Below are 23910 nucleotides of genomic sequence, written 5' to 3'. Positions count from 1 at the left end.
AAGCTCGTCCTGAGCTCGCCGCCTGCCTGGCACTAATTAAAGGATGTTGAACGGGATTGTGGTAACCAGACGGAACTCTTTGATGCTGCCGTCGGACTGGAACTCGCTGCCACGGTGCTCAACATAGGTTGCGCGCACGGTGGTGGCTTTGAGCGGGCCGCTCTGCAGCGCGTAAGAGGCGCCTACACCGTATTCCTGGTGCTTCTCGCCGTCCTGGGACTGGATGCCGTCATAGGCAAACTTGGCCCGGCCATTGTTGCCGGTGTAGTGGGTGCCGTCGATGCCCCAGCCGCGTGCCGAGTAGGCGTTGAACTTAAGGCCAGGTACGCCGTATTCAGCCATGTTGATGGCATAGGCGATCTGGAAGGATTTCTCGTTCGGGCCGTTGAAGTCAGACGTCAGGGAGTTGGCCAGGTAGATACCGTTGGTTTCGTGCAGGTAGTCGAAGTACTCGTTACCGTTCACTTGCTGGTAGCCAAAGGTCAGGCTGTGTGCCTGGTGAGTCAGGCCCAGGGAGAGGGAGAAGGTATCGTTGTCGATTTCCCCCATCTCTTTTTTGCCTTCATCGACAGTCTTGTAGTAGTTGAAGCCGGTGGTCAGGCCCAACTGCTGCGCGTCGCCCAGCTCGTGGGTGGCGCCGAAGTAGTACTGGTTCCAGAAGTCCTTCACGTTAGCGGCGAAGAAGCTGGTCTTCAGGCTTTTCAGCGGCTGGTAGTTCACACCCAGGGTCGACACTTTGTCGGTTTCTGCGCCATTGCCGTATTCGCTACGGAATTTCGACAGGCTCTGCTCGCTACGTGGGGAAACGCGGTCGAACACGCCGCCCTGGAACGACAGGTTGCTGAACTCTTCGCTGTTGAAGCTCACGCCCTGGAAGCTCGAAGGCAGAGCACGGTTGCCGATGGTGTCGACGATGCCGCTGCTGAAGTTCTGGCGACCGGCGGTCAGTGTGGTGTTGGACACACGGAATTGCACGTTGGCCAGGCCCAGTTTGCTCCACTGGTCTACGGCGTCACCGTTGGAGTCGGCCAGGGTACGGTTGGAGCCGCCTTTGATATCACGCTTGCTGCGGTCCAGTACCAGGGCGTTGTACACCGCCACTTCAGTCTTGACCCCAACGGTGCCCTGGGTGAAACCCGAGCTGGCGTTGAGGATGGTGCCTTGCACCCAGTTGGTACGGTTGCGATCGGTCAGGGTCTGGCCGTGTTTCTGGTACGAGAAGGTGCCCCCGCGGTATTTGCTTTCATGGGAGTACCAGTTACGCGTGGTGCCGCCCAGGCTGAAATCTTCGGTAAAGCCTTTGGCCTCGCTTTGGGCGCTGGTGCCGGCCAGGGTGGTAGGAACGAAGTCCTGGCTTTGCGTTTCAGCGTAGGCGGTGGCCGTGATGCTGCTGATGGCCAAGGCCAGAAGCGCTTTGCTGCTCAGTTTCATGGGTGAAGCTCCTTTGGTTCTCTTTTTTAATGCCGGTCTTTTTGGGTGATCCGGCTATTGGGTGTGGAACTTGTTCAAGCTATTGCAAACGTTTGGCGTAGGAAAATTCCCAACAAAAGCCTGCACGTTTGCCGGGGAGCTGATTTCGCTCCCCGCCATCCGGTTATTTTCTTATGGGTTGATGCTGACGCCCGAGAACACGTTGCGGCCGAAGGGGCTTACCTTGAAGCCTTCGACTTTGGCGCTTAACGGCTGGTTGACCGTCGAGTGGGCGATGGGCGTGATCGGCACCTGCTGCTTGAGCAGTTGCTGCGCCTGTTTGTACAGAACAGTCCTTTGTTCACGGTCGGTCACGACCTTGGCTTGCTTGATCAGCTTGTCGTACGCCGGGTCGCACCACATGGAGTAGTTGTTCCCGCCGATGGCGTCGCAGCTGTAGAGGGTGCCGAGCCAGTTGTCCGGGTCACCGTTGTCGCCGGTCCAGCCGATCAGGCTGACATCGTGCTCACCGTTCTTGGTGCGTTTGATGTACTCGCCCCATTCATAGCTGACGATCTTGACCTTGAGACCGATCTTGGCCCAGTCGTTCTGCAGCATTTCCGCCATCAGCTTGGCGTTGGGGTTGTACGGGCGTTGCACCGGCATGGCCCACAGGGTGATCTCGGTGCCTTCCTTGACGCCAGCGGCCTTGAGCAACTGCTTGGCTTTTTCCGGGTCGTAGGCGGCGTCCTTGATGCTGTCGTCGTAGGACCACTGCGTGGGTGGCATGGCGTTGACCGCCAGTTGCCCGGCGCCCTGGTACACAGCATTGAGGATGCTCTGCTTGTTCACCGCCATATCCAGCGCCTGGCGTACTTCCAACTGATCGAACGGCTTGTGGCGTACGTTGTAGGAGATATAGCCCAGGTTGAAGCCCGGTTTGGTCAGCAGTTGCAGGTTCGGGTCGGTCTTGAGGGCTTCGACGTCGGCGGGGCGTGGATGCAGGGTCACCTGGCATTCGCCGGCCTTGAGCTTCTGCACGCGCACCGAGGCGTCGGTGTTGATGGCGAAGATCAGTTGGTCCAGCTTGACGCGGCTCGGGTCCCAGTACTGTTTGTTGCCCACGTAGCGGATCTGCGAGTCTTTCTGGTAACGCTGGAACACGAAGGGGCCAGTGCCGATCGGCTTCTGGTTGATGTCGCTGGGCCGGCCTTGCGTGAGCAACTGCTCGGCGTATTCCGCCGAAAGGATCGCGGCAAAGCTCATGGCGATGTTCTGCACGAAGGCTGCGTCGACCGTGTTCAGCGTCATCACTACGGTGTAGGGGCCGGTTTTCTCGACCTTGGCGATGTTCTTGTTCAGGCTCATCCCGTTGAAGTACGGAAACTCGGTGGGGTAGGCCTTACGGAACGGGTGCTCGGGGTCAAGCATGCGGTTGAAGGTGAACAGCACGTCGTCGGCGTTGAAGTCTCGCGTCGGCTTGAATTCCTTGTTGCTGTGGAACTTCACCCCTTCACGCAGGTGGAAGGTGTAGGTCAGGCCATCAGGGGAAATATCCCACTTGGTTGCCAGCCCAGGGACGACGTCGGTCGCGCCTTTTTCGAACTCCACCAAACGGTTATACAAAGGCTCCGCCGCATCGTTGTCGGTAGCGGTGGTGTATTGCGCAGTGTCAAACCCTGCCGGGCTGCCTTCGGAGCAGAACACCAGGCTCTTTTTCTCGGCGGCTTGGCCCATGGTGGCCATGGCCAGCAGGCTGGTGGCAAACAGAGCGGATACAACGGTGGTATGGCGCATGACGATCCCGGTCCTTGTTTGTAGTTATCAACAGCGAGCCTACCTGCTGGCGTGCAGCCAGGCAGACCTCACTGATCCCACACACAGCAAGTGCCCTTCCCAGAGTGATGCCTCTGCTGTCCTACGACCTTATGGGGCGTTGACCTTGCAGTAAATGCGTCAATTCTGACTGACCTTGTAGGCAACGGAGGCACGGGTCGCAGTTCATTGCTGTAAGACGGCAACGCTTGCAAACGTAGTCTGTTTCCTAAGGTCCAGGCGGATGGAATAACGGCGACGTTATGAAACGTCGCCGTTATTGGTCCTTACTTGCCGCTGACGCTAACGCCGTAGAAGGAATTCAAGCCAAACGGGCTGATCTTGAAGTCCTGCACGGTATTACGCATGGGTTGATACACCGTCGAGTGCGCGATAGGTGTGTAAGGCAATTCGCGTTTAAGCAGCTGTTGCGCCTGTTTGTACAGTTCGGTGCGCTTGGCGACATCCGTGGTCGATTTGGCCTGGCTGATCAGGTCGTCATACTGTTTATTAACGAACTTGGAGAAGTTGTTACCGTTCAACGCCGGGGACGAAAACAGGGTGCCCAGCCAGTTGTCAGGGTCACCATTGTCACCGCTCCAGCCGATGATCATCGCCTGGTTCTCGCCACCTTTGGAACGCTTGATGTACTCGCCCCACTCGTAGCTGACGATGTTGACCTTCAGGCCGATCTGTTTCCAGTCGCTCTGCAGCATCTCGGCCATCAGCTTGGCGTTCGGGTTGTACGGACGCTGAACCGGCATGGCCCAAAGAGTGATCTCGGTGCCTTCCTTGATGCCAGCCTCCTTGAGCAGTTCCTTGGCTTTGGCAGGGTCGTACTTGGCGTCCTTGATCGTAGTGTCGTACGACCATTGGGTGGGTGGCATGGCATTGACGGCCAATTGCCCAGCGCCCTGGTACACGGAGTCGATGATCTGCTGCTTGTTCACCGACATGTCCAAAGCCTGGCGAACCCGCAGGTCAGCCAGCGGGTTTGGCGTCGTCTGGCCCTTGAGCACAGGCATCACGTTGTAGGCGATGTAGCCCAGGTTGAAGCCGGCCTGGTGCGGCATCTTCATGTCCTTGTCCGCTTCCAGCGGCTTGATATCGGCCGGGCGAGGATAGGCTGTGATCTGGCACTCGTTCTTTTTCAGTTTCTGGATGCGTACTGAAGGGTCCGTGGAGATTGCGAAGATCAGGTTATCGATCTTGACGTCTTCAGGCTTCCAGTATTCCTTGTTGCCGGTGAAGCGAATGTTGGAGTCTTTCTGGTAGCTCTTGAACACGAACGGGCCAGTGCCGATCGGCTTCTGGTTGATGTCGGCGGCCTTGCCTTCCTTCAACAGTTGGGCGGCATATTCGGCCGACTGGATCGATGCAAAGCTCATCGCGAGGTTCTGGATAAACGCCGCGTCCACGGTGCCAAGGGTGAACTTGACGGTGTGGTCATCGACTTTCTCGATGTTCTTGATGTTCTTGTCCATCTCCATGTCCGAGAAGTACGGGAACTCGGTAGGGTAGGCCTTACGGAACGGATCGTCTTTATTGATCATTCGGTTGAAGGTGAACAGTACGTCGTCAGCCGAAAATTCACGAGTAGGCTTGAAGTACGGGGTGGTATGGAACTTGACGCCTTCGCGAAGGTGGAAGGTATACGTCAGGCCATCCGGGGAAACGTCCCAGCTGGTGGCCAGGCCAGGAACGACGGCGGTGCCGCCACGTTCGAACTGGCTCAGGCGGTTGAACATGGTTTCGGCCGAGGCATCGAAGTCTGTTCCGGTGGTGTACTGGCCTGGGTCGAAACCGGCCGGGCTCCCTTCGGAGCAGAACACCAGGTTAGTTGCCGCAAGGGCTACGGGGGCTGCGGCCATAAGGCCAGCGCTCACTAATAACGGAAGGACTGCGTGTTTAAGCATGTTGGCCTCATGATTTGTTGTCATTTTTGGTGGTGAGGGCGACCTCGTGAGTCGGCCTGCGGATACTTATGCAGGCGCCATACCCAATGCAAGATGCAGAGCGGTTGCAAAGGGAAAACTGTGGTACGAACGTACAGGAATGTCGCGATTATGAAAGTTTCGACACAAAAGTGCTTATTTGGAGGGTTTTTTCGGTGCAAATGGCGCACCAAAAATGCCCATCCGAGGCGTCTAGCGCACTCGGTTGGGGCATTGATGTTACTTATCTAGACCCACGCCGTAGAAGGGCGTCAGTCCAAACGGACTGATCTTGAAATCCTGCACTTGCTTGCGCATAGGCTGGAAAACCGTCGAGTTTGCAATGGGCGTTATAGGTACTTGTTCCTTAAGGATTTTCTGGGCCTGTTGATACCACTTGATGCGCTGCTCGCGGTCGCTGCTGACCTTGGCTTGTTGCACCAACTTGTCGTAGGCCGGGTTACACCATTTGGCATAGTTGCTGCCCTTGACCGCGGCACAACTGTAGAGCACGCCTAGCCAGTTATCGGGGTCGCCGTTGTCGCCGGTCCAGCCATAAATCATTGCATCGTGCTCGCCGTTTTTGGCGCGCTTGATGTACTCGCCCCACTCATAGCTGACGATGTTGGCCTTGATACCGACCTTGGCCCAATCCTGTTGAATCATCTGCGCGGACATCCGTGCATTAGGATTCGAGGCGCGTTGTACGGTCATCGCCCATAGGTTAATGGTGGTACCTGGTGCAACCCCTGCTTCTTTTAGTAGCAACCGGGCCTTGGTCGGGTCGTAGGGCGCATCGTGTATCGTGGGGTCATAAGACCACTGCGCGGGAGGCAGTGCGTTCTGCGCCAATTGTCCGGCGCCCTGGTAAACGGCCTTGATGATGGCGGGCTTGTCGATGGCCATGTCCAGGGCCTGACGAACCTTGAGTTGATCCAGCGGCGGGTGAGTCACGTTATAGGCCAGGAAGCCCAGGTTGAAGCCTGCTTGTTGCAATACGCGCAGGTTGGGGTCTTGCTTCATCATTTCGATATCGGCAGGGCGCGGGTAACCGCTGACCTGGCATTCGCCTGCCTTGAGTTTCTGCAGGCGCGCGGCGGCGTCCGGGGTGATGGCGAATATCAGGTTGTCGAGCTTCACATCCTCGGGTTTCCAATACTGTTTATTGGCCACATAACGGATCTGCGAGTCCTTCTGATAACGCTTGAACACAAACGGCCCGGTACCGACCGGTTGCTGGTTGATCTGCTCGGCCTTGCCTTGTTTCAACAACTGGGCGGCGTATTCGGCCGATTGAACAGAGGCAAAGCTCATGGCCAGGTTTTGCACGAACGAAGCATCGACAGTGTTCAAGTTGAACCGCACAGTGTGCTCGTCGAGTTTTTCGACGCTTTTGATCGTGGTGTTCAAACCCATGTCGGTGAAGTAGGGCGATTCGGACGGGTAGGCCTTGCGAAACGGGCTGTCGGCATCGAGCAAGCGATTGAAGGTGAACAGCACGTCATCGGCGTTGAAATTGCGGGTCGGGATGAAGTAGTCGGTGGTGTGGAACTTGACCCCGTCACGCAGGTGGAAGGTGTACGTCAGGCCGTCCTTCGATACATCCCAGCTTGTCGCCAGACCAGGTTCTACCTCGGTGCCGCCACGCTTGAACTGGGTCAGGCGGTTGAACACGGTTTCGGCGGAGGCATCAAAATCGGTGCCGCTGGTGTATTGGCTGGGGTCGAAGCCGGCGGGACTGGCTTCGGAGCAATAGACCAGGGTGGTGGCGGCCTGGGCCATGGGCATACAGGCCAGCAGGCTTGCGGCGATCAATAGTGGTTTGAAGGCGATTCTTTCCATGGAGACCCCTGAAATGGCAAGCATATTAGGCTGCCCAAACAAAAACGGCGGTTACCGAGGTTACCGCCGTTCAGGTGTTTCAGGTAAGGGGCCATTAGCCGGTTTATGCATTTACTATGTAGGTGACCTCGACCTTGGTAGGAGCATCTTTATCGATCGCATAGGCACCGTCCAACTCGTTACTCTCCCGTATCGTGAAGGTCCTGTTGATTGTTAACTTTACACCCGGAGCATTTTGGATATTTTTATCGGCGTTAGAGAAGTGTCCTTCAGAAGTCATATGGACCTTGGCCAGGTTGTTCGAGGGATCGTATTCAATCTGAAACTGGGTATTGTCAGCCTTAAAAAAATAGCCCTTCTGCAGAGTCACCTCTTCTTTGTTCAGGTCAAGTTCGTGTAGGTCAACGATAGCGGGCCCGGCAGAGCCTTGATGAGCCACTTCGGAGATGCGAGCCCGCAGATCGGCATTGGGAATTGCCGCTTCGAACTGCGCAATCCTTGCTTGCTTGGCACCCGCCGTCGTGTCTGCTGTTGCGTTCAGCTCAGTAGTCACTGACAAGGCGTTTTCGGTAGTGGTGACAGTGTAAGGATTACGATCGATATCCTTGACGAAGGCGGGCGAATACTCGCTGGCACCGTATTCCGTGGTGTGTGCTATCTCTTCCGGCAACAAGGTAAAATTCGGTTCTTCAAGGGTCCACGAGGTGATGAGCTTTTTTTTAATTATTCCTTCTTCCTCGATGTGACTGAAAGAGAACTCGTAGTTGGTTCCCGCTTTGTTCTTCAAGATTTCATCGAACTGTTCGGCACCGGCTATTTTTTTTCCATCGATATCGACAAATTCATCGGCAAAAGTGGGTGGGGACTTCAGGTCATCACTCGGCGTTGGCGAAACTGGACGACGTAGCCATGCAAACAACCCAGCACCGTCGCCGGGCGCGCGAGCCCATTCGCCATCGCGCCCGGGTGTTATTACCGTCAGCCCTGCGCGAGTATCCGGGTCAATAATTTTGGCAAATGAGTCGCCGGTCCTGTAGCGCCCGGATATTTCAAAGACCTTGCTCGTCCCTGTTTCATCAGTAAGGCGTACGAATTGGCGGAACGCCCCGGTGTCGTCAGTCATTCGATAAACCCCCAGTGCATCTCGGGTGGCATTTTTTATCAATGCCTCACCCTCAGGGACCGCATATTTGGCCAGCGGGATGAGTGACCGGGAGTCAGGCAGGGGCTGTGGAGCAGGTTTGCCAGCGCGCGTACCCCCGGACGGTCCCGGTTGTGGTTCCGCGACTTCATTGGCGGGGGTTGGGGTAATCGGTTCACCCAGTGGTAATTCTTTTTCGGGAGGCAATGCAAAAGGGTCTTCGGGGACTGAGCTGGCTCCGACCGAGAAGAGTGTGTTCAGTAAGCCATCGAACGCCTTGGAGGCACCCTCGTCACGCTCTTGCACTGTGTCGCCAGACGAGGTTTTTTCTGCGCCCAGCGCCAATTCGGTCAATCCTGTCACGACGGCTACCGCGGCCACGGGTGCGGCAATCGGCGCAAGTTTGGCCAATAAGCCAGCCGCCACGGTAATGTCGTTGAGCCAGGTGTCTCGAGTCTCTTCGCTGTTTGACTTGATGACCACGTCAGCATCGCTTTTCATGCGCTCCTGGGTGGTGGTCGCCAGGGTAGTAAATAAGTCGCCGGTAATTTTCGAGTGGCTTGCATCGATTGCCGGTCCCTTCAGTTCGCCGCTGGCCATTTTCTTCAGGTGTGTATCCAAGCCATCTTTCGTTTCGCCTACGTGGGTGAACCACAGGAGGGGCATAAGTACTTTCGCCGCTCTGGCGGCAAAACCGGCGGTTTGGTCCTGGCGATAAATCATCGGGAAGTGACTCGCCAAGGCCTCACTTTTTTTCGGATCTTTTGCCTGATCAATCAGCCATTGTTCCAGCTTTTGCGCAGAGTCGAACCTGAGAAACGCCGGCTCGGCGCCTGGGATGTAAAGCACTTGCCGGCCACCGTCGCCCGCGCTGAATCGCACAATGTCGCTGGAGGTAAAACCGTGGATGCTCAAGGCATTCGCCTGTACAGGGGCTTTTATCGGTGTTTTGGCTTTGAGTTGGTCGACGCTGATCGGTGCATTTTCATCCAGGGGCAGGTCGGGTACTGCTGCCATCACCATCTTGTAGTCGTCACGAGTGAATTGGTGTTCGGGTGCTTGCAGCGCACGTTCAACTGCAGGCCATGCTTGAGCTGTCTTGAATTGTTTGCGGGCCTGGAAGGTGAACTCGCCTTTGATCGCCGTCTGGTAGCTATCGGAATGAGAGTTCCAGAAGTTGTCGATCTTCTGGGTCATTTGGCTCTGGAAGTCAGTCTTCCAGCTTTCATGCATCACTTGCGACGGTTTGAGGTCGATCTGGTTGTGCTTGCCGTAGCCGCCTTTTTCGCTTTGCCCAGCAGGTTGGGTATACAGCCCCGCTTCCAGGTCCAGGTTGCCGGGCACCCAATCGTGCTCGGAGAAGTTTTTCAGCAGGGCGTCGGGCAGGCGCAGCGAAGACCAGGGCTCTTGGAATGTGTGTTCCCAGCCGGTCGCCGTGTCTGCACTTTCGCCACCTTTGAAACGGTTCAGGTACACGGTGTCGGAGTCGATAGGTTTGCCCGTGAGTTTGAGCAGCAGGTCATCCGCCCACTTTTTGGCCTCTGCCCGCGTATTGGGCAGGTTGTTGGCGACGTCAACCGCCAAACGCTTGTAAGCCAACGCCTGTGGTGCGGTGCTGTAGTAATTGGCGGCATTGTGTTTTTGCACTTGCAGCGCTTGTGAAGAGCGGCTGCTGGCAGGGCGCAGGCGGTCATTGGCGGGGATAGGGTCGAAGCTGTCTTTATGTTCCAGATACCTTATTTGTGTTCGAGCCTGGGACAGCGTTTGGGGAAGGGACACGCCTTCAAAGTTGGCCACCACTTTTGCACTGACCTGTATGGAGTCCTTACCCAGCCTCACACGCAAATCACCGTTATTGCCAGGGGCGATAACTTTTGCGGTCTCCAGCAAGGGGCCTGAAATTTGTCCCCAGCCTGATGTATCCGAGAGATGGAAGGTTTTCGTTTTGCCCTCGATCTCGGCGGACAAGGTACCTGTAGACGGGTTGATTGAAAGCAAGGTGTCCGGGGCGAAGTGTTGTTCGCGCAGCCAGCCCTGTACCACGGCGTTTTCCACATGCATGCGATACAGCCCGAGCCATTGGCCCAGAGTGCTTTGGGGCGGCACGGTTATCAGCCCGGCATTGCCGTGCAACACCTTGCGTTGTACGGCCTCGAGGTAGGCCTTGAGCAGTGCTGTTTCATCGGGTTGGACAGCCTTTGGCGTGGGCGGTGACGATGCCGGCGTCGCCTGAGCTTGAGTGTTGGATGTCGCAGTAGCGACGGCGAGGGGCAGCGATAACGAGGGTGTTGGATCGAGTGATAGGGACATGAATTCGGCTCTCATTGTATGAATAAATGCCAGCACAGCCCTCCCTGGTAGCTATGGCAGTAATGAGTCGTGAAAACCGGACACTTGATTCCTACGAGATGTGCTGCCGTATATGACGGCGCGCGTGCGCGCAAAAAAAGCGCAATCCCGTGGGGCTGCGCCTTTGTTCTGTCTAAAAAGTTACTGTAAAACTTCGATCACACCATCGGCACTCATGCTGACCTGGCTGGTACCTGCTTCCACTTCCGGCGTCGGTGCTGAATCGGCCATCGCGGCTTTCATCATCATGCCGCCATTGCGGGCGTAGGGCATCGGGTAGCCATTGGTGTTGAAGTTCAGGTTGACGATCTTGTAGCCCTTGCCACCGAGTGCATCGGTCGCCAATTGTGCGCGCGCCTTGAATGCAGCCACGGCGTCTTTGAGCAGCGCATCTTCGCTGGCCTTGCGCGTGGCATCGGCGATGGCGAAGTCCATGCTGTCCATTTTCAACGTGTTCAACAGCTCGCCGGTGAGCTTGGACAGCGCCGGGAAGTCCGCGCTTTCCAGGCGCAGCTCGGCGCGTTCACGCCAGCCGGTGATCTTCTGGTTCTTGCTGTCGTAGATCGGGTAGCTGTTGCGGCTGCCCTGGCGCAAGGTCACGCCTTTGACTTCGCGCGCCTGGCCCAGGGCCTGGTTCAGGGTGGTGGTGATTTCGGCCGCGAGCTTGGCCGGGTCGGCGTTTTGCGATTCGGTGTAAAGGGTGACGATCATCTTGTCGCGGGCCACTTCCTGGCTGGCTTCGGCGCGCAGGGAGATCTGGTTGTAATGCAATGCATCGGCGGCCATGGCCGGCAGGCTGGCCAGGGCGCTGGCGCTGAGGGTAATGATGGCTGCACTGCGAATGAAACGAGACATGGAAGCTCCTTGAGATAGTCGTGCTCGGTATGACTGTAGACGTTGGCACTGGGTTCTTCGGGTTTACACATTACCTACAAGTTATGCCGGCGCCGACGAACGGTCATTTACCCGGCCTGCGTCAAAGAGCCACACACGCCGTGCCAGCAGGTCTGCTTCGTTTATACTCGTGCCGATCCGCCTGCAGCGCTCAACGGGAGAGCTCATGCTCGCCGCCGTAAAACTGACTTCCGCCACTCGCCAGAACCTTTGGCGCCTGACGTTCATTCGCACCCTGGTATTGGCCGCACAGGCTGGTTCCGTCGGGCTTGCCTATTGGTTCGACCTGCTGCCGCTGCCCTGGCTGCAACTGGCCGTGACCCTGGGTTTTTCCACCGTATTGTGTGTGTTCACCGCCATTCGATTGCGTACCACTTGGCCGGTGACCGAGTTGGAATATGCTCTGCAACTGGCCTGTGACCTGTTTATCCACAGCGTGTTGCTGTACTTCTCCGGTGGGTCCACCAACCCCTTCGTCTCCTACTACCTGGTGCCTTTGACCATCGCTGCCGTCACCCTGCCGTGGCGCTATTCGGTGGTGCTGTCGGGGATTGCGCTGACGCTGTACACCCTGCTGTTGGCGCAGTTCTACCCCTTGCAGACGTTCCCCATCGCCCGGGAAAACCTGCAGATCTACGGAATGTGGTTGAGCTTCGCCCTGTCTGCGGCAGTCATCACCTTCTTTGCCGCGCGCATGGCCGAAGAACTGCGCCGCCAGGAAGAACTGCGCGCCATTCGCCGTGAAGAAGGCCTGCGTGACCAGCAGTTGCTGGCTGTCGCCACCCAGGCCGCAGGCGCTGCCCATGAGTTGGGCACGCCGCTGGCGACCATGAGCGTGCTGCTCAAGGAAATGACCCAGGACCATCACGACCCGGCCCTGCAGGACGATTTGAGCGTGCTGCAGGAACAGGTCAAGCAGTGCAAGCTGACGTTGCAGCAACTGGTGCGCGCCGCCGAAGCCAATCGCCGTCTGGCGGTCGAAATGCAGGACGTCACCCAGTGGCTCGATGAGGCGCTCAACCGCTGGCACCTGATGCGTCCCGAAGCCAGTTACCGTTTCAACCTGCTGGGCCAAGGCAGCGTGCCGCGCATGGCGCCACCGCCGGACCTGACCCAGGCGCTGCTCAACTTGCTGAACAATGCAGCCGACGCTTGCCCTGAAGGCCTCGGCGTGCAGTTGGACTGGGACGCGGAAAACGTCACCATCAGCATTCGTGACCACGGCGCGGGCGTGCCGTTGGCCATTGCCGAGCAGATCGGTAAACCCTTCTTTACCACCAAGGGCAAAGGCTTCGGCCTGGGCCTGTTTTTGAGCAAGGCCAGCGTGACCCGCGCGGGCGGCTCAGTGAAGCTCTATAGTCATGAGGAAGGTGGCACGCTCACCGAGCTGCGCCTGCCCCGTGTCGCACGAGGAGATATCGATGAGTGACGAGATCCAAGTCGAAGGCGAAGAACTGCCGCACCTGTTGCTGGTAGATGACGACGCGACCTTTACCCGCGTGATGGCGCGCGCCATGAGCCGGCGCGGTTTTCGCGTCAGCACTGCAGGCTCTGCCGAAGAGGGCCTGACCATCGCCCAGGCCGACCTGCCGGACTACGCCGCCCTCGACCTGAAAATGGACGGCGACTCGGGCCTGGTACTGCTGCCCAAGCTGCTGGAACTCGACCCGGAAATGCGCGTGGTGATCCTCACCGGTTACTCCAGCATTGCCACCGCCGTCGAGGCGATCAAGCGCGGCGCTTGCAACTACCTGTGCAAACCCGCGGATGCCGACGACGTGCTGGCCGCCTTGCTGTCCGAGCATGCCGACCTCGACACCCTGGTGCCGGAAAACCCGATGTCGGTGGACCGCCTGCAGTGGGAACATATCCAGCGCGTGCTGACCGAGCACGAAGGCAATATCTCCGCCACCGCCCGCGCTTTGGGCATGCATCGGCGTACCTTGCAGCGCAAGTTGCAGAAGCGCCCGGTACGACGCTGAACGGCGACTGAACAACTCGCTTCAGGCTGCACGGACGCACGAACCGATCCCCTATGATCGGTTCAAACGCCTGTGACTTTTTCCTACCGAGCCTGAACGATGAATCAGAATGCTGAATATCGCGCGGTCAACGACGCGGTGCGTGGGCAATTCTTCCGCCGAACCTGGGCGATGATCACACCCTATTGGCGCAGTGAAGAGAAGGGCAGGGCCTGGCTGCTGCTGGCCGCAGTGATTGGCCTGTCGCTGTTCAGCGTGGCGATCTCCGTGTGGATCAACCACTGGTACAAAGACTTCTACAACGCCCTGGAGAAGAAGGACACCGCGGCCTTCTGGCAGTTGATCGGCTATTTCGGCGGGATCGCGGCGGTGGCGATACTCGGCGCGGTGTACCGCCTTTACCTGACCCAGATGCTGACTATCCGCTGGCGCGCCTGGCTCACCGAAAAACACTTCAGCCGTTGGCTGGCCCACAAGAATTACTACCAGCTGGAGCAGGGCGGCTACACCGATAACCCGGACCAGCGGATTTCCGAAGACCTCAACAACTTTACGTCCGGCACCTTGAGCCTGGGCCTTGGGTTGCTGCGTAACGTGGTCAGCCTGGTGTCATTCTCGATCATCCTGTGGGGTGTCTCGGGCAGCATCGAAGTGTTCGGCGTCACCATCCCCGGTTACATGTTCTGGTGTGCGTTGCTGTACGCCGCCGTGGGCAGTTGGCTGACGCACCTGATCGGCCGGCGCTTGATTGGCCTGAGCAACCAGCAACAACGCTTTGAAGCGGACCTGCGTTTTTCCATGGTGCGGGTGCGTGAGAATGCCGAAAGTATCGCCCTGTACAACGGCGAGCCGAATGAAAGGCAGCGCCTGAGCACCCGCTTCGGCAAAGTCTGGCAGAACTTCTGGGACATCATGAAAGTGTCCAAGCGCCTGACCTTTTTCACCGCCGGCTACAGCCAGATCGCAATCATCTTCCCCTTTATCGTCGCCGCGCCGCGCTATTTCACCGGCAAGATCGAGCTGGGCGAGCTGATGCAAATCAACTCGGCGTTCGGCAACGTGCAAGAGAACTTCAGCTGGTTTATCAACGCCTATTCGGAGCTGGCAACCTGGCGCGCCACCAGCGACCGTCTGCTGAGTTTCCAGCAGGCCATGAGCGACAACGAGCAACGCACGCCGGCGATCGACGTGCGCCCTGAAGGCGAGCGCCTGGTGATCAAGGACCTGGGCATGGACCTGGCCGACGGCCGTCACCTGCTCACTGATGCCGACATGACCGTGGAGCCTGGCGAGCGCGTCATGCTCAGCGGGCGTTCCGGCAGCGGCAAGAGCACTTTGCTGCGGGCGATGGGGCATCTGTGGCCCGCCGGTCATGGCAGCATTCGCTTACCGGCGACGAGCTATCTGTTCCTGCCACAGAAGCCTTACTTGCCGATTGGTACGCTCAAGGCCGTGTTGAGTTATCCACAGGACGACAGCGTCTATCCGGCAGAACGTTATGCACAGGTCCTGGAGACTTGCCGCCTGCCGCACCTGGTCAATCGCCTGGATGAAGCCAACCACTGGCAACGCATGCTCTCGCCGGGTGAGCAACAGCGCCTGGCCTTTGCCCGTGCGCTGTTGTTTGCACCGCGATGGCTGTACATGGATGAGGCAACCTCGGCCATGGATGAAGAAGACGAAGCAACCTTGTACCAGGCGTTGATCGATGAGTTGCCGGGGTTGAGCATCGTCAGCGTCGGCCACCGCAGCAGCCTCAAGCGTTTCCATGGGCGGCATGTGCGCATCGACGGTGGGCGGTTGCAGGAACAACAACCGACCTGAACGCGTGCGCGCTCGATGTGGGAGCCGGGCTTGCCCGCGATGGCGGAGTGTCTGAGGCAGGTGTGTCAACGGGCACGCCGCTATCGCAGGCAATCCAGCTCCCACAGGAGGCGGTGTTGTCTGATGATTCAGGCACCTAATAAAAAGCCCGGCTGATCATCGATCAGCCGGGCTTTTTTATTGCCCGAAGATGACTTACTTCTTCAAGCCGTAATGCTCATCCAACATGCCTGGAGCGTTCGGCGTCTTTGGCGCGTAGTCCCGTGGTGGCTCCTGGTTTTCCCGAGGCGGGGTCAGGCGTTCCCGTGGGGTTTGCGGTGCATCGGAATGCAGCGCGGCCAGCAGGCGCTGGCGGGTGATGTCGTCGAGGGCCAGGCGGTTAGCGCCATCGGCGAGGTGATCCTGTACTTCCTGGTAGCTCTGGGTGAGCTTCTTGACCAGGGTCGCGGTGCTGTTGAAGTGGGTAACAACCTCGTTCTGATAACTGTCAAAACGTTCCTGAATGTCATCCAGCTGACGCTGCGTGCGGTTAGGCGCGGCATTGGGCAGCAGGCGGGCAACCAGGAAACCAATGGCGACACCGGCAACCAGGGCAAGAGTCGGCAACAACCAAACTAAGAGCGAGTGTTCCACGAGTCCTTCCTCTATAAACGGCTTTGCTTTACGTTAACGGCTCAAACCTGCGCTGTATACCGCGATTAAGCTCGCAATGATGCCATGCACAGACTTTTAGCTAGACGAGTCGACCCCTTGAGAGGTCACGGAGTTCATCCTTGCTCATGCGTGAAACCCCCGTTTTGATCGATGGCCCGGCGGGCCAATTGGAAGCCCTGTACCTGGATCACCCCGAACCACGTGGCCTGGCGCTGGTTTGCCACCCTAACCCGGTGCAGGGTGGCACCATGCTCAATAAAGTCGTCTCGACCCTGCAACGCACTGCCCGCGATGCGGGTTTGATTACTTTGCGTTTCAATTACCGGGGCGTGGGTGCCAGTGCCGGTACTCACGATATGGCCACCGGTGAGGTCGACGACGCTGAAGCGGCCGCCACCTGGCTGCGGGAAAAGCACCCGGACCTGCCAATCACCTTGCTCGGTTTTTCCTTCGGCGGTTACGTGGCTGCCAGTCTCGGCGGGCGTTTGGAGGCCAAGGGCGAAAAGCTCGCGCACCTGTTCATGGTGGCTGCGGCGGTGATGCGCCTGGGCGAGTCGGACGTGCTGCCCCAAGGCTGCCCATTGACCCTGATCCAGCCGGAAAGCGACGAAGTGGTCGACCCGCAAGTGGTCTATGCCTGGTCCGCCGCCCTGAAACGCCCCCATGAGCTGCTGAAAGTGGCAGAATGCGGACACTTTTTTCATGGCAAGCTGACCGATCTCAAGGATCTGGTGCTGCCACGCCTTTCGAATTGATGACAAGCGATCACCCATGACGACCCGTACCCGTATCCTCACCGGCATCACCACCACCGGCACGCCGCACCTGGGCAACTACGCCGGTGCGATTCGCCCGGCGATCCTCGCCAGCGAAGACGCGAATGCCGATTCCTTCTACTTCCTGGCCGACTACCACGCCCTGATCAAATGCGATGACCCGCAGCGCATCCAGCGCTCGCGTATGGAAATCGCCGCGACCTGGCTGGCCGGTGGCCTGGATGTGAACCGGGTGACTTTCTACCGCCAGTCGGACATCCCGGAAATCCCCGAGCTGACCTGGCTGCTGACCTGCGTTGCCGCCAAGGGCCTGCTCAACCGCGCCCATGCCTACAAGGCCTCGGTGGACAAGAACGTGGAAAACGGTGAAGACCCGGATGCGGGCATCAGCATGGGCCTGTACAGCTACCCGGTGCTGATGGCAGCGGACATCCTGATGTTCAACGCGCACAAGGTGCCGGTGGGCCGCGACCAGATCCAGCACGTGGAAATGGCCCGCGACATCGGCCAGCGCTTCAACCACCTGTTCGGCAACGGTAAAGAATTCTTCACCATGCCCGAGGCGCTGATCGAAGAAAGCGTAGCCACCTTGCCGGGCCTGGATGGCCGCAAGATGTCCAAGAGCTACGACAACACCATCCCGTTGTTCACCAGCGCCAAGGACATGAAGGACGCGATCTCGCGGATCGTCACCGACTCCCGCGCGCCAGGCGAACCCAAGGATCCGGACAATTCGCACCTGTTCACCCTTTACCAGGCGTTCGCGACCAAGGCCCAGGAAGCCGAATTCCGTGGTCAGTTGCTAGAAGGCCTGGGCTGGGGCGAGGCAAAGAACCGTCTGTTCCAACTGCTCGACGGCCAGCTCGGCGAAGCGCGCGAGCGTTACCACCAACTGATGTCGCGCCCATCGGACATGGAAGACCTGCTGCAGGTCGGCGCGAAAAAAGCCCGTGCCGTGGCGGCACCGTTCCTGGCCGAGCTGCGTGAAGCGGTGGGCCTGCGTTCGTTCGTCAACCAGGCGGCGGCGCCGGTCGCCACCAAGAAAAAAGCAGCGAAGGCTGCGCGGTTTGTGAGCTTCCGTGAAACTGACGGCAGCTTCCGCTTCCGCCTGCTGGCCGCTGATGGCGAGCAACTGCTGCTGTCGCGCAACTTTGCCGATGGCAAAGCAGCCGGCGCGGTGACCAAGCAACTGCAAAGTGGTGATGCGCTGGACGTGCGCGCCGAGGCCCTGGGCTTCAGCGTATGGCTGGACGGCGCCGCAGTCGCTGACAGCGCCGAGTACGCCGATCAAGCATCGCGTGACGCGGCCATCGAAGCCTTGCGCGCTGCGTTGACCCCAATCGAGGATTAACCCGACCAAGGGTTGATTGCCATTATCCAGGGCCGTCGTTACAGTGTCGGCCCGTTTTTGTTGCCTTGCTAACGAAATTATGACGCCCCTAGAACGATATCAAGCTGATCTGAAACGCCCCGAGTTCTTCCACGACGCGGCCCAGGAAAATGCCGTGCGTCATTTGCAGCGCCTGTACGAGGACCTCGTGGCCGCGTCGCAAAGCAAGCCAGGGATGTTCAGCAAGCTGTTTGGCAAGAAAGACCACACGCCGGTCAAGGGCCTGTATTTCTGGGGCGGCGTGGGTCGGGGCAAGACTTACCTGGTAGACACCTTCTTTGAAGCGCTGCCGTTCAAGGAAAAAGTGCGTACGCACTTCCACCGCTTCATGAAGCGCGTGCACGAAGAGATGAAGACCCTGCCGGGCGAGAAAAACCCGCTGACCATCATCGCCAAGCGTTTCGCCCAAGAGGCCCGGGTGATCTGCTTCGATGAATTCTTCGTCTCCGACATCACCGACGCCATGATCCTTGGCACCCTGATGGAAGAACTGTTCAAGAACGGTGTGACCCTGGTGGCCACGTCGAACATCGTGCCCGATGGCCTGTACAAGGACGGCCTGCAACGTGCACGCTTCCTGCCGGCCATTGCGCTGATCAAGCAGAACACCGATATCGTCAACGTCGACAGCGGCGTCGACTACCGCTTGCGTCATCTGGAGCAAGCCGAGCTGTTCCACTTCCCGCTCAACGAAGCAGCACACGAAAGCCTGAAGAAAAGCTTCCGTGCGCTGACGCCGGAGTGCACCCAGGCGGTGGAAAACGACAAGCTGATGATCGAGAACCGCGAAATCATCGCGCTGCGCACCTGCGATGACGTGGCCTGGTTCGAGTTCCGCCAACTGTGCGATGGGCCACGCAGCCAGAACGATTACATCGAGCTGGGCAAGATCTTTCACGCCGTGATCTTGAGTGGTGTGGAACAGATGGGCGTGACTACCGACGATATCGCCCGACGGTTCATCAACATGGTCGATGAGTTCTACGACCGTAACGTCAAGCTGATCATCTCGGCGGAAGTCGAACTCAAGGACCTCTATACCGGCGGCCGCTTGAACTTCGAATTCCAGCGCACCTTGAGTCGCCTGCTGGAAATGCAGTCCCACGAGTTCCTGTCGCGCGGCCACAAGCCTTAATCAATCTCCGGCTCAATGGAGAGCTAATGTGGGAGCCGGGCTTGCCCGCGATGGGGGTGTATCAGTCAACTATAGGCTGGCTGATACACCGTCATCGCAGGCAAGCCAGCTCCCACAATGGTTTGTGTTGGCCTGGAGTCAGGCGGCCTGCTGAAATTGCTGGCGATACTGGTTGGGCGACAACTCCGTGTGTTGCCTGAACAACCGCGCAAAGAAACTCGCATCGTCGTAACCCACCTCGTAGCTGATGGTCTTGATGCTCTTGCGGCTGCCCGAGAGCAGGCCCTTGGCGGTCTCGATGCGCAGGCGTTGCAGGTAATGCAGCGGCTTGTCACCGGTGGCGGTCTGGAATCGGCGCATGAAGTTGCGGATGCTCATGCCGTGTTCCCGGGCGACGTCTTCAAAGCGGAATTTGTCGGCAAAGTGCTCTTCAAGCCAGTGCTGGATCTGCAGGATGATCACGTCCTGATGCAGCTTCTGCCCGCCAAACCCGATCCGCCCCGGTGAATAGTTGCGCTGCACTTCATAGAGAATGTCGCGGGCCACCGCCTGGGCGATGTTGGCGCCGCAGAAGCGTTCGATCAGGTAGATATAAAGGTCGCAGGCCGACGTGGTGCCGCCGGCGCAGTACAGGTTATCGGCATCCGTGAGGTGCTTGTCCTGGTTGAGTTGCACCTTGGGGAAGCGCTCGCTGAAGGCATTGAAGAAGCGCCAGTAGGTGGTCGCCTCCTTGCCATCGAGCAGCCCGGCTTCGGCCAGCCAGAACACCCCGGTGGCCTCGCCGCAGAGAACGGCGCCGCGGGCGTGCTGGTCGCGCAGCCACGGCAGCACCTGCGGGTAGCGGGAGCACAGGGCATCGAAGTCGTCCCAGAAGGCCGGCAGCACAATGATGTCGGCGTCTTCGAGGCCGCCGTCCACTGGCATGATCACATCGCTGAAGCTGCGCACGGACTGGCCGTCGGGGCTGACCAGGCGCGTTTCGAACCCTGGGGTCAGGCCCAGCCCTTGCTGTTTGCCATGGCGCAGGCTGGCGAGATGGAAGAAATCCTTGGCTTGCATGAGGGTTGAAGCGAATACCCGATCAATGGCCAAAATGCTGACGCGCCGCAACGGCGTGGAGATTTGGTTAGACATAATTTCATTTATTCTTATAGGGGAAAGTGGTCACCAGACGGCTGGATCGTCTTATTTTTTGTCGCATGTGTCCAGTGTCCCGTGACGCCTTCGGGGCATAGGCTCTGTGGGCTCGTCCTTGTCCGACAATCCACGCAGGTGACCCATGATCCCCAGAACCTTGTTCAGCTCGGAGCACGAACTCTTCCGTGAGAGCGTACGCACTTTCCTCGAAAAGCATGCCGTGCCCTTCCATGGGCAATGGGAAAAGCAGGGCTATATCGACCGTAACTTGTGGAACCAGGCGGGGGAGGCGGGCATGTTGTGTTCCCACCTGCCAGAGGAGTATGGCGGGCTGGGCGCGGACTTTCTCTATAGCGCGGTGGTGATCGAAGAAGTCAGCCGCCTGGGTTTGACCGGCATCGGTTTTTCCCTGCATTCGGATATCGTCGCGCCCTACATCCTGCATTACGGCAGTGAAGCGCTGAAGCACAAGTACCTGCCCCAGTTGATCTCCGGAGAGAGGGTCACAGCCATTGCCATGACCGAGCCGGGCGCCGGTTCCGACCTGCAAGGGGTCAAGACCAGCGCAGTGCTGGACGGTGACGAGTATGTGATCAACGGTTCCAAGACCTTTATCACCAACGGTTACCTGGCCGATCTGGTGATTGTCGTCGCCAAGACCGACCCCAAGGCTGGCGCCAAGGGTACCAGTCTGTTCCTGGTGGAAGCCGACACGCCGGGCTTCGACAAAGGTAAGCGCCTGGAGAAAGTTGGCATGAAGGCCCAGGACACCTCGGAGCTGTTCTTCCAGGATGTGCGCGTGCCCAAGGAAAATCTGCTGGGCCAGGCGGGCATGGGCTTTGCCTACCTGATGCAGGAACTGCCACAAGAACGCCTGACCGTGGCGATTGGCGCGCTGTCTTCAGCCGAAGCGGCGTTGCAATGGACCCTCGAGTACACGCGAGAGCGCAAGGCGTTCGGCAAGGCGATTGCCGATTTCCAGAACACCCGGTTCAAGCTGGCGGAGATGGCCACCGAGATTCAGATTGGCCGCGTGTTTGTCGATCAGTGCATGGCCTTGCATCTGGAAGGCAAGCTGGACGTGCCCACAGCGGCGATGGCCAAGTACTGGGCCACGGACCTGCAATGCAAGGTGCTCGATGAGTGCGTGCAGTTGCATGGCGGCTACGGCTTCATGTGGGAATACCCGATTGCCCGGGCCTGGGCGGATGCGCGGGTGCAGCGCATTTATGCGGGGACCAATGAGATCATGAAAGAGATCATTGCGCGGGCGCTTTGATTGTTAGGTGCTCTTGATTGATCGTTCCCACGCTCCGCGTGGGAACGCCTCATGTGACGCTCCGCGTCACGACTCTGAAAGCGGACGCAGAGCGTCCAAGGCGGCATTCCCACGCAGAGCGTGGGAATGATCAGTGCGGATCAATCAAGGTGCTGGGTTTGGATGATCCTTCTGAATCGCCTCAATCCCTTCCAACACTTCTTTCGATAATTTCATGTCGGCACTGGCGATGTTGCTGTCCAGTTGTTCCAGCGATGTGGCCCCAATAATATTGCTGGTCACAAACGGTTGCTGCGTCACAAACGCCAGCGCCATCTGCGCCGGGTCCAGGCCATGTTCCCGCGCAAGAGCCACATACCGGCTGCACGCCGCTTCCGATTGCGGGTTGAAGTAGCGGCTGAAGCGGCTGTACTCGGTCAGGCGCGCCTTGGCCGGGCGAGCGCCATTTTCGTACTTGCCACTGAGCATGCCGAACGCCAAAGGCGAATAGGCCAACAAGCCGCACTGTTCACGAATGGCAACCTCCGCCAGGCCCACTTCAAAACTGCGGTTGAGCAGGTTGTAGGGGTTCTGGATCGACACGGCGCGCGGCCAACCGCGGGCTTCGGCCAGGGCGAGGAACTTCATGGCGCCCCACGGCGTTTCGTTGGACAGGCCAATGTGGCGGATCTTGCCGGCCTTTACCTGTTCATCCAGGGCTTCGAGCGTTTCCTCCAGTGGCGTGAGGTCGTCTTCGTCCTTGTGCTTGTAGCTCAACTGGCCGAAGAAGTTGGTGCTGCGCTCCGGCCAATGCAGTTGGTAGAGGTCGATCCACTCGGTCTGCAGGCGCTTGAGGCTGGCGTCCAGGGCTGCGGCGATGTGCTTGCGGTTGTGGCGCAGGTGGCCATCGCGGATATAGTCGATGGTGTTGCCGGGGCCGGCGATCTTGCTGGCGAGAATCCAGTCGGCGCGGTCGCCACGGCTTTTGAAGTAGTTGCCGATGTAGCGCTCGGTGGTGGCGTAGGTGTCGGCCTTGGGCGGCACCGGGTACATTTCTGCGGTGTCGAGGAAGTTGATCCCCGCGGCCTTGGCCCTTTCGATCTGCGCGAAGGCCTCTGCCTCGCTGTTCTGCTCGCCCCAGGTCATGGTGCCCAACGCGATCGCGCTGACATTCAGATCGGTGCGGCCCAGCTGTCGGTAATCCATCGGGTACTCCTTCGGGGTAAAACAATCATAAAAGCAGGTTGAATTTTTTTTCGCAATCTGCATAATTGCCCACCTCTTTCTGCAGTGGAAGTGATGCGCCGCCTGCCGAAGAATCTTGCCGTTGAACGGACGCGCCGACCCGAGCCCCCGATAGCGTCTGTATCCGGCTGCCTTTGACCTTGTCAAAGTACGCACTATTCAGTAAGATCCGCCGTCTAAATTTACAGGCGGCCCCTGAGGCTATTAAAGAATGACAACTTTTACTGCAAAACCGGAAACAGTTCAGCGCGACTGGTTTGTCGTCGACGCCGCTGGTCAGACCCTGGGTCGTCTGGCCACTGAAGTCGCCAGCCGTCTGCGTGGCAAGCACAAGCCTGAATACACCCCGCACGTTGATACCGGCGACTACATCGTCATCATCAACGCTGAGCAGGTTCGTGTAACCGGCAACAAAGCAAGCGACAAAATGTACTACCGTCACTCCGGTTTCCCAGGCGGTATCAAGTCTTCCAACTTCGAAGGCCTGATTGCCAAGAAGCCTGAAGCCCCGATCGAAATCGCGGTCAAAGGCATGCTGCCTAAGGGCCCACTGGGTCGCGATATGTTTCGCAAGCTGAAAGTCTATGCGGGCGCTGTACACCCTCATGCTGCTCAGCAGCCCCAAGAACTGAAGTTTTAACGGAATAGTTCATTATGTCGGCGACTCAAAATTACGGCACTGGCCGTCGCAAAACCGCAACCGCACGCGTTTTCCTGCGTCCGGGCACTGGTAACATCTCGATCAACAACCGCTCCCTGGACAACTTCTTCGGTCGCGAAACTGCCCGCATGGTAGTTCGTCAGCCGCTGGAATTGACCGAGACCGTTGAAAAGTTCGACATCTACGTCACCGTTATCGGTGGCGGTGTAAGTGGTCAAGCTGGCGCAATCCGCCACGGTATCACTCGCGCTCTGATGCAGTACGACGAAACCCTGCGTGGCGCTCTGCGCAAAGCTGGCTTCGTGACTCGCGATGCTCGTGAAGTTGAACGTAAGAAAGTCGGTCTGCGTAAAGCGCGTAAGCGTCCGCAGTACTCGAAGCGTTAATTCGCTTTACGTTCCACAAAAACGCCCAGCCTCCTCACGGAGCTGGGCGTTTTTTATTGCCTGCGATTTATGCACAT

At 58.4% G+C, this 23910-nt stretch carries 18 protein-coding genes; 9 read left to right on the top strand and 9 right to left on the bottom strand.

The window, feature by feature from the left end:
• Positions 1–36: 36 nt before the first annotated feature.
• From AC4PS6_RS27540 to AC4PS6_RS27515, 6 genes are all read right to left on the bottom strand, one after another.
• Positions 37–1431, bottom strand: coding sequence for an OprD family outer membrane porin (locus AC4PS6_RS27540; RefSeq protein ID WP_336827018.1), 1395 nt, complete (start codon positions 1429–1431; stop codon positions 37–39).
• A gap of 171 nt (positions 1432–1602) precedes the next feature.
• Complete coding sequence (locus tag AC4PS6_RS27535) at positions 1603–3207, bottom strand: ABC transporter substrate-binding protein (RefSeq protein ID WP_032904009.1); 1605 nt, start codon at positions 3205–3207, stop codon at positions 1603–1605.
• 305 nt (positions 3208–3512) lie between these two features.
• Positions 3513–5141: an ABC transporter substrate-binding protein gene (locus AC4PS6_RS27530; RefSeq protein ID WP_014716900.1), complete on the bottom strand. Its 1629-nt coding sequence runs from the start codon at positions 5139–5141 to the stop codon at positions 3513–3515.
• A 258-nt stretch (positions 5142–5399) separates the two neighbouring features.
• Complete coding sequence (locus AC4PS6_RS27525) at positions 5400–7001, bottom strand: ABC transporter substrate-binding protein (RefSeq protein WP_014716901.1); 1602 nt, start codon at positions 6999–7001, stop codon at positions 5400–5402.
• A gap of 103 nt (positions 7002–7104) precedes the next feature.
• Positions 7105–10452 carry a dermonecrotic toxin domain-containing protein gene (locus AC4PS6_RS27520; RefSeq protein ID WP_032872230.1) on the bottom strand — a complete coding sequence of 1116 codons (3348 nt, stop codon included), beginning with the start codon at positions 10450–10452 and terminating at the stop codon, positions 7105–7107.
• Between the two features lie 180 nt (positions 10453–10632).
• Positions 10633–11346 (bottom strand): SIMPL domain-containing protein, encoded by a 714-nt coding sequence (locus AC4PS6_RS27515; protein WP_014716903.1) that lies wholly within the window; start codon positions 11344–11346, stop codon positions 10633–10635.
• Between the two features lie 205 nt (positions 11347–11551).
• On the opposite strand from AC4PS6_RS27515, the gene AC4PS6_RS27510 reads away from it, so the two are divergent.
• The 3 genes from AC4PS6_RS27510 to AC4PS6_RS27500 all read left to right on the top strand — a co-directional run bounded on the left by AC4PS6_RS27510 (position 11552) and on the right by AC4PS6_RS27500 (position 15191).
• Positions 11552–12814: an ATP-binding protein gene (locus AC4PS6_RS27510; RefSeq protein ID WP_003188495.1), complete on the top strand. Its 1263-nt coding sequence runs from the start codon at positions 11552–11554 to the stop codon at positions 12812–12814.
• Positions 12807–13367 (top strand): response regulator transcription factor, encoded by a 561-nt coding sequence (locus tag AC4PS6_RS27505; protein ID WP_003171731.1) that lies wholly within the window; start codon positions 12807–12809, stop codon positions 13365–13367. Before AC4PS6_RS27510 ends, AC4PS6_RS27505 begins: the two co-directional genes overlap by 8 nt.
• A 99-nt stretch (positions 13368–13466) precedes the next feature.
• A complete protein-coding gene (locus AC4PS6_RS27500; RefSeq protein WP_336827016.1) occupies positions 13467–15191 on the top strand; it encodes an ABC transporter ATP-binding protein/permease in 1725 nt (574 codons plus the stop codon).
• A 195-nt stretch (positions 15192–15386) separates the two neighbouring features.
• Here the strand turns inward: AC4PS6_RS27500 and AC4PS6_RS27495 are convergent, their stop codons facing one another.
• A complete protein-coding gene (locus tag AC4PS6_RS27495; protein WP_003171734.1) occupies positions 15387–15824 on the bottom strand; it encodes a Z-ring associated ZapG family protein in 438 nt (145 codons plus the stop codon).
• Between the two features lie 146 nt (positions 15825–15970).
• Here AC4PS6_RS27495 and AC4PS6_RS27490 point away from each other — a divergent pair, with 146 nt between their 5' ends.
• From AC4PS6_RS27490 to zapE, 3 genes are all read left to right on the top strand, one after another.
• Positions 15971–16600, top strand: coding sequence for an alpha/beta hydrolase (locus AC4PS6_RS27490; protein ID WP_038448913.1), 630 nt, complete (start codon positions 15971–15973; stop codon positions 16598–16600).
• Between the two features lie 16 nt (positions 16601–16616).
• Positions 16617–17972 (top strand): tryptophan--tRNA ligase, encoded by a 1356-nt coding sequence (locus AC4PS6_RS27485; protein WP_336827015.1) that lies wholly within the window; start codon positions 16617–16619, stop codon positions 17970–17972.
• A 79-nt stretch (positions 17973–18051) separates the two neighbouring features.
• Complete coding sequence (gene zapE, locus AC4PS6_RS27480; protein ID WP_014716907.1) at positions 18052–19146, top strand: cell division protein ZapE; 1095 nt, start codon at positions 18052–18054, stop codon at positions 19144–19146.
• Positions 19147–19284: 138 nt separating this feature from the next.
• On the opposite strand, the gene AC4PS6_RS27475 is transcribed toward zapE, so the two are convergent.
• Positions 19285–20205, bottom strand: a complete 921-nt coding sequence (locus AC4PS6_RS27475; protein WP_177324603.1) for a GlxA family transcriptional regulator — start codon at positions 20203–20205, stop codon at positions 19285–19287.
• A 220-nt stretch (positions 20206–20425) separates the two neighbouring features.
• Here AC4PS6_RS27475 and AC4PS6_RS27470 point away from each other — a divergent pair, with 220 nt between their 5' ends.
• Positions 20426–21562 carry an acyl-CoA dehydrogenase family protein gene (locus AC4PS6_RS27470; protein WP_168224158.1) on the top strand — a complete coding sequence of 379 codons (1137 nt, stop codon included), beginning with the start codon at positions 20426–20428 and terminating at the stop codon, positions 21560–21562.
• 144 nt (positions 21563–21706) lie between these two features.
• Here AC4PS6_RS27470 and AC4PS6_RS27465 read toward each other — a convergent pair whose 3' ends face one another.
• Complete coding sequence (locus AC4PS6_RS27465) at positions 21707–22747, bottom strand: NADP(H)-dependent aldo-keto reductase (protein WP_014716910.1); 1041 nt, start codon at positions 22745–22747, stop codon at positions 21707–21709.
• 250 nt (positions 22748–22997) lie between these two features.
• Between AC4PS6_RS27465 and rplM the strand changes: the two genes are divergently transcribed.
• Together rplM and rpsI are read left to right on the top strand one after the other, a co-directional pair.
• Positions 22998–23426 (top strand): 50S ribosomal protein L13, encoded by a 429-nt coding sequence (gene rplM / locus AC4PS6_RS27460; RefSeq protein ID WP_003188508.1) that lies wholly within the window; start codon positions 22998–23000, stop codon positions 23424–23426.
• 14 nt (positions 23427–23440) lie between these two features.
• The gene (gene rpsI / locus AC4PS6_RS27455; protein ID WP_002555064.1) at positions 23441–23833 is read left to right on the top strand and encodes a 30S ribosomal protein S9; all 393 of its coding nucleotides are present in this window, start codon (positions 23441–23443) and stop codon (positions 23831–23833) included.
• The last annotated feature ends 77 nt before the right edge of the window (positions 23834–23910 follow it).

This window comes from Pseudomonas sp. DW-iso17, assembly GCF_058725345.1.
Note: the sequence above shows the minus strand (reverse complement) of the source record. Positions and strands in the feature narration are given on the sequence as shown.

Coding starts and splice junctions, on each gene's coding strand:
- AC4PS6_RS27540 (WP_336827018.1), bottom strand. CDS start 1,431: ATGAAACTGAGCAGCAAAGCGCTTCTGGCCTTGGCCATCAGCAGCATC.
- AC4PS6_RS27535 (WP_032904009.1), bottom strand. CDS start 3,207: ATGCGCCATACCACCGTTGTATCCGCTCTGTTTGCCACCAGCCTGCTG.
- AC4PS6_RS27530 (WP_014716900.1), bottom strand. CDS start 5,141: ATGCTTAAACACGCAGTCCTTCCGTTATTAGTGAGCGCTGGCCTTATG.
- AC4PS6_RS27525 (WP_014716901.1), bottom strand. CDS start 7,001: ATGGAAAGAATCGCCTTCAAACCACTATTGATCGCCGCAAGCCTGCTG.
- AC4PS6_RS27520 (WP_032872230.1), bottom strand. CDS start 10,452: ATGTCCCTATCACTCGATCCAACACCCTCGTTATCGCTGCCCCTCGCC.
- AC4PS6_RS27515 (WP_014716903.1), bottom strand. CDS start 11,346: ATGTCTCGTTTCATTCGCAGTGCAGCCATCATTACCCTCAGCGCCAGC.
- AC4PS6_RS27510 (WP_003188495.1), top strand. CDS start 11,552: ATGCTCGCCGCCGTAAAACTGACTTCCGCCACTCGCCAGAACCTTTGG.
- AC4PS6_RS27505 (WP_003171731.1), top strand. CDS start 12,807: ATGAGTGACGAGATCCAAGTCGAAGGCGAAGAACTGCCGCACCTGTTG.
- AC4PS6_RS27500 (WP_336827016.1), top strand. CDS start 13,467: ATGAATCAGAATGCTGAATATCGCGCGGTCAACGACGCGGTGCGTGGG.
- AC4PS6_RS27490 (WP_038448913.1), top strand. CDS start 15,971: ATGCGTGAAACCCCCGTTTTGATCGATGGCCCGGCGGGCCAATTGGAA.
- AC4PS6_RS27485 (WP_336827015.1), top strand. CDS start 16,617: ATGACGACCCGTACCCGTATCCTCACCGGCATCACCACCACCGGCACG.
- zapE (WP_014716907.1), top strand. CDS start 18,052: ATGACGCCCCTAGAACGATATCAAGCTGATCTGAAACGCCCCGAGTTC.
- AC4PS6_RS27475 (WP_177324603.1), bottom strand. CDS start 20,205: ATGCAAGCCAAGGATTTCTTCCATCTCGCCAGCCTGCGCCATGGCAAA.
- AC4PS6_RS27470 (WP_168224158.1), top strand. CDS start 20,426: ATGATCCCCAGAACCTTGTTCAGCTCGGAGCACGAACTCTTCCGTGAG.
- AC4PS6_RS27465 (WP_014716910.1), bottom strand. CDS start 22,747: ATGGATTACCGACAGCTGGGCCGCACCGATCTGAATGTCAGCGCGATC.
- rplM (WP_003188508.1), top strand. CDS start 22,998: ATGACAACTTTTACTGCAAAACCGGAAACAGTTCAGCGCGACTGGTTT.
- rpsI (WP_002555064.1), top strand. CDS start 23,441: ATGTCGGCGACTCAAAATTACGGCACTGGCCGTCGCAAAACCGCAACC.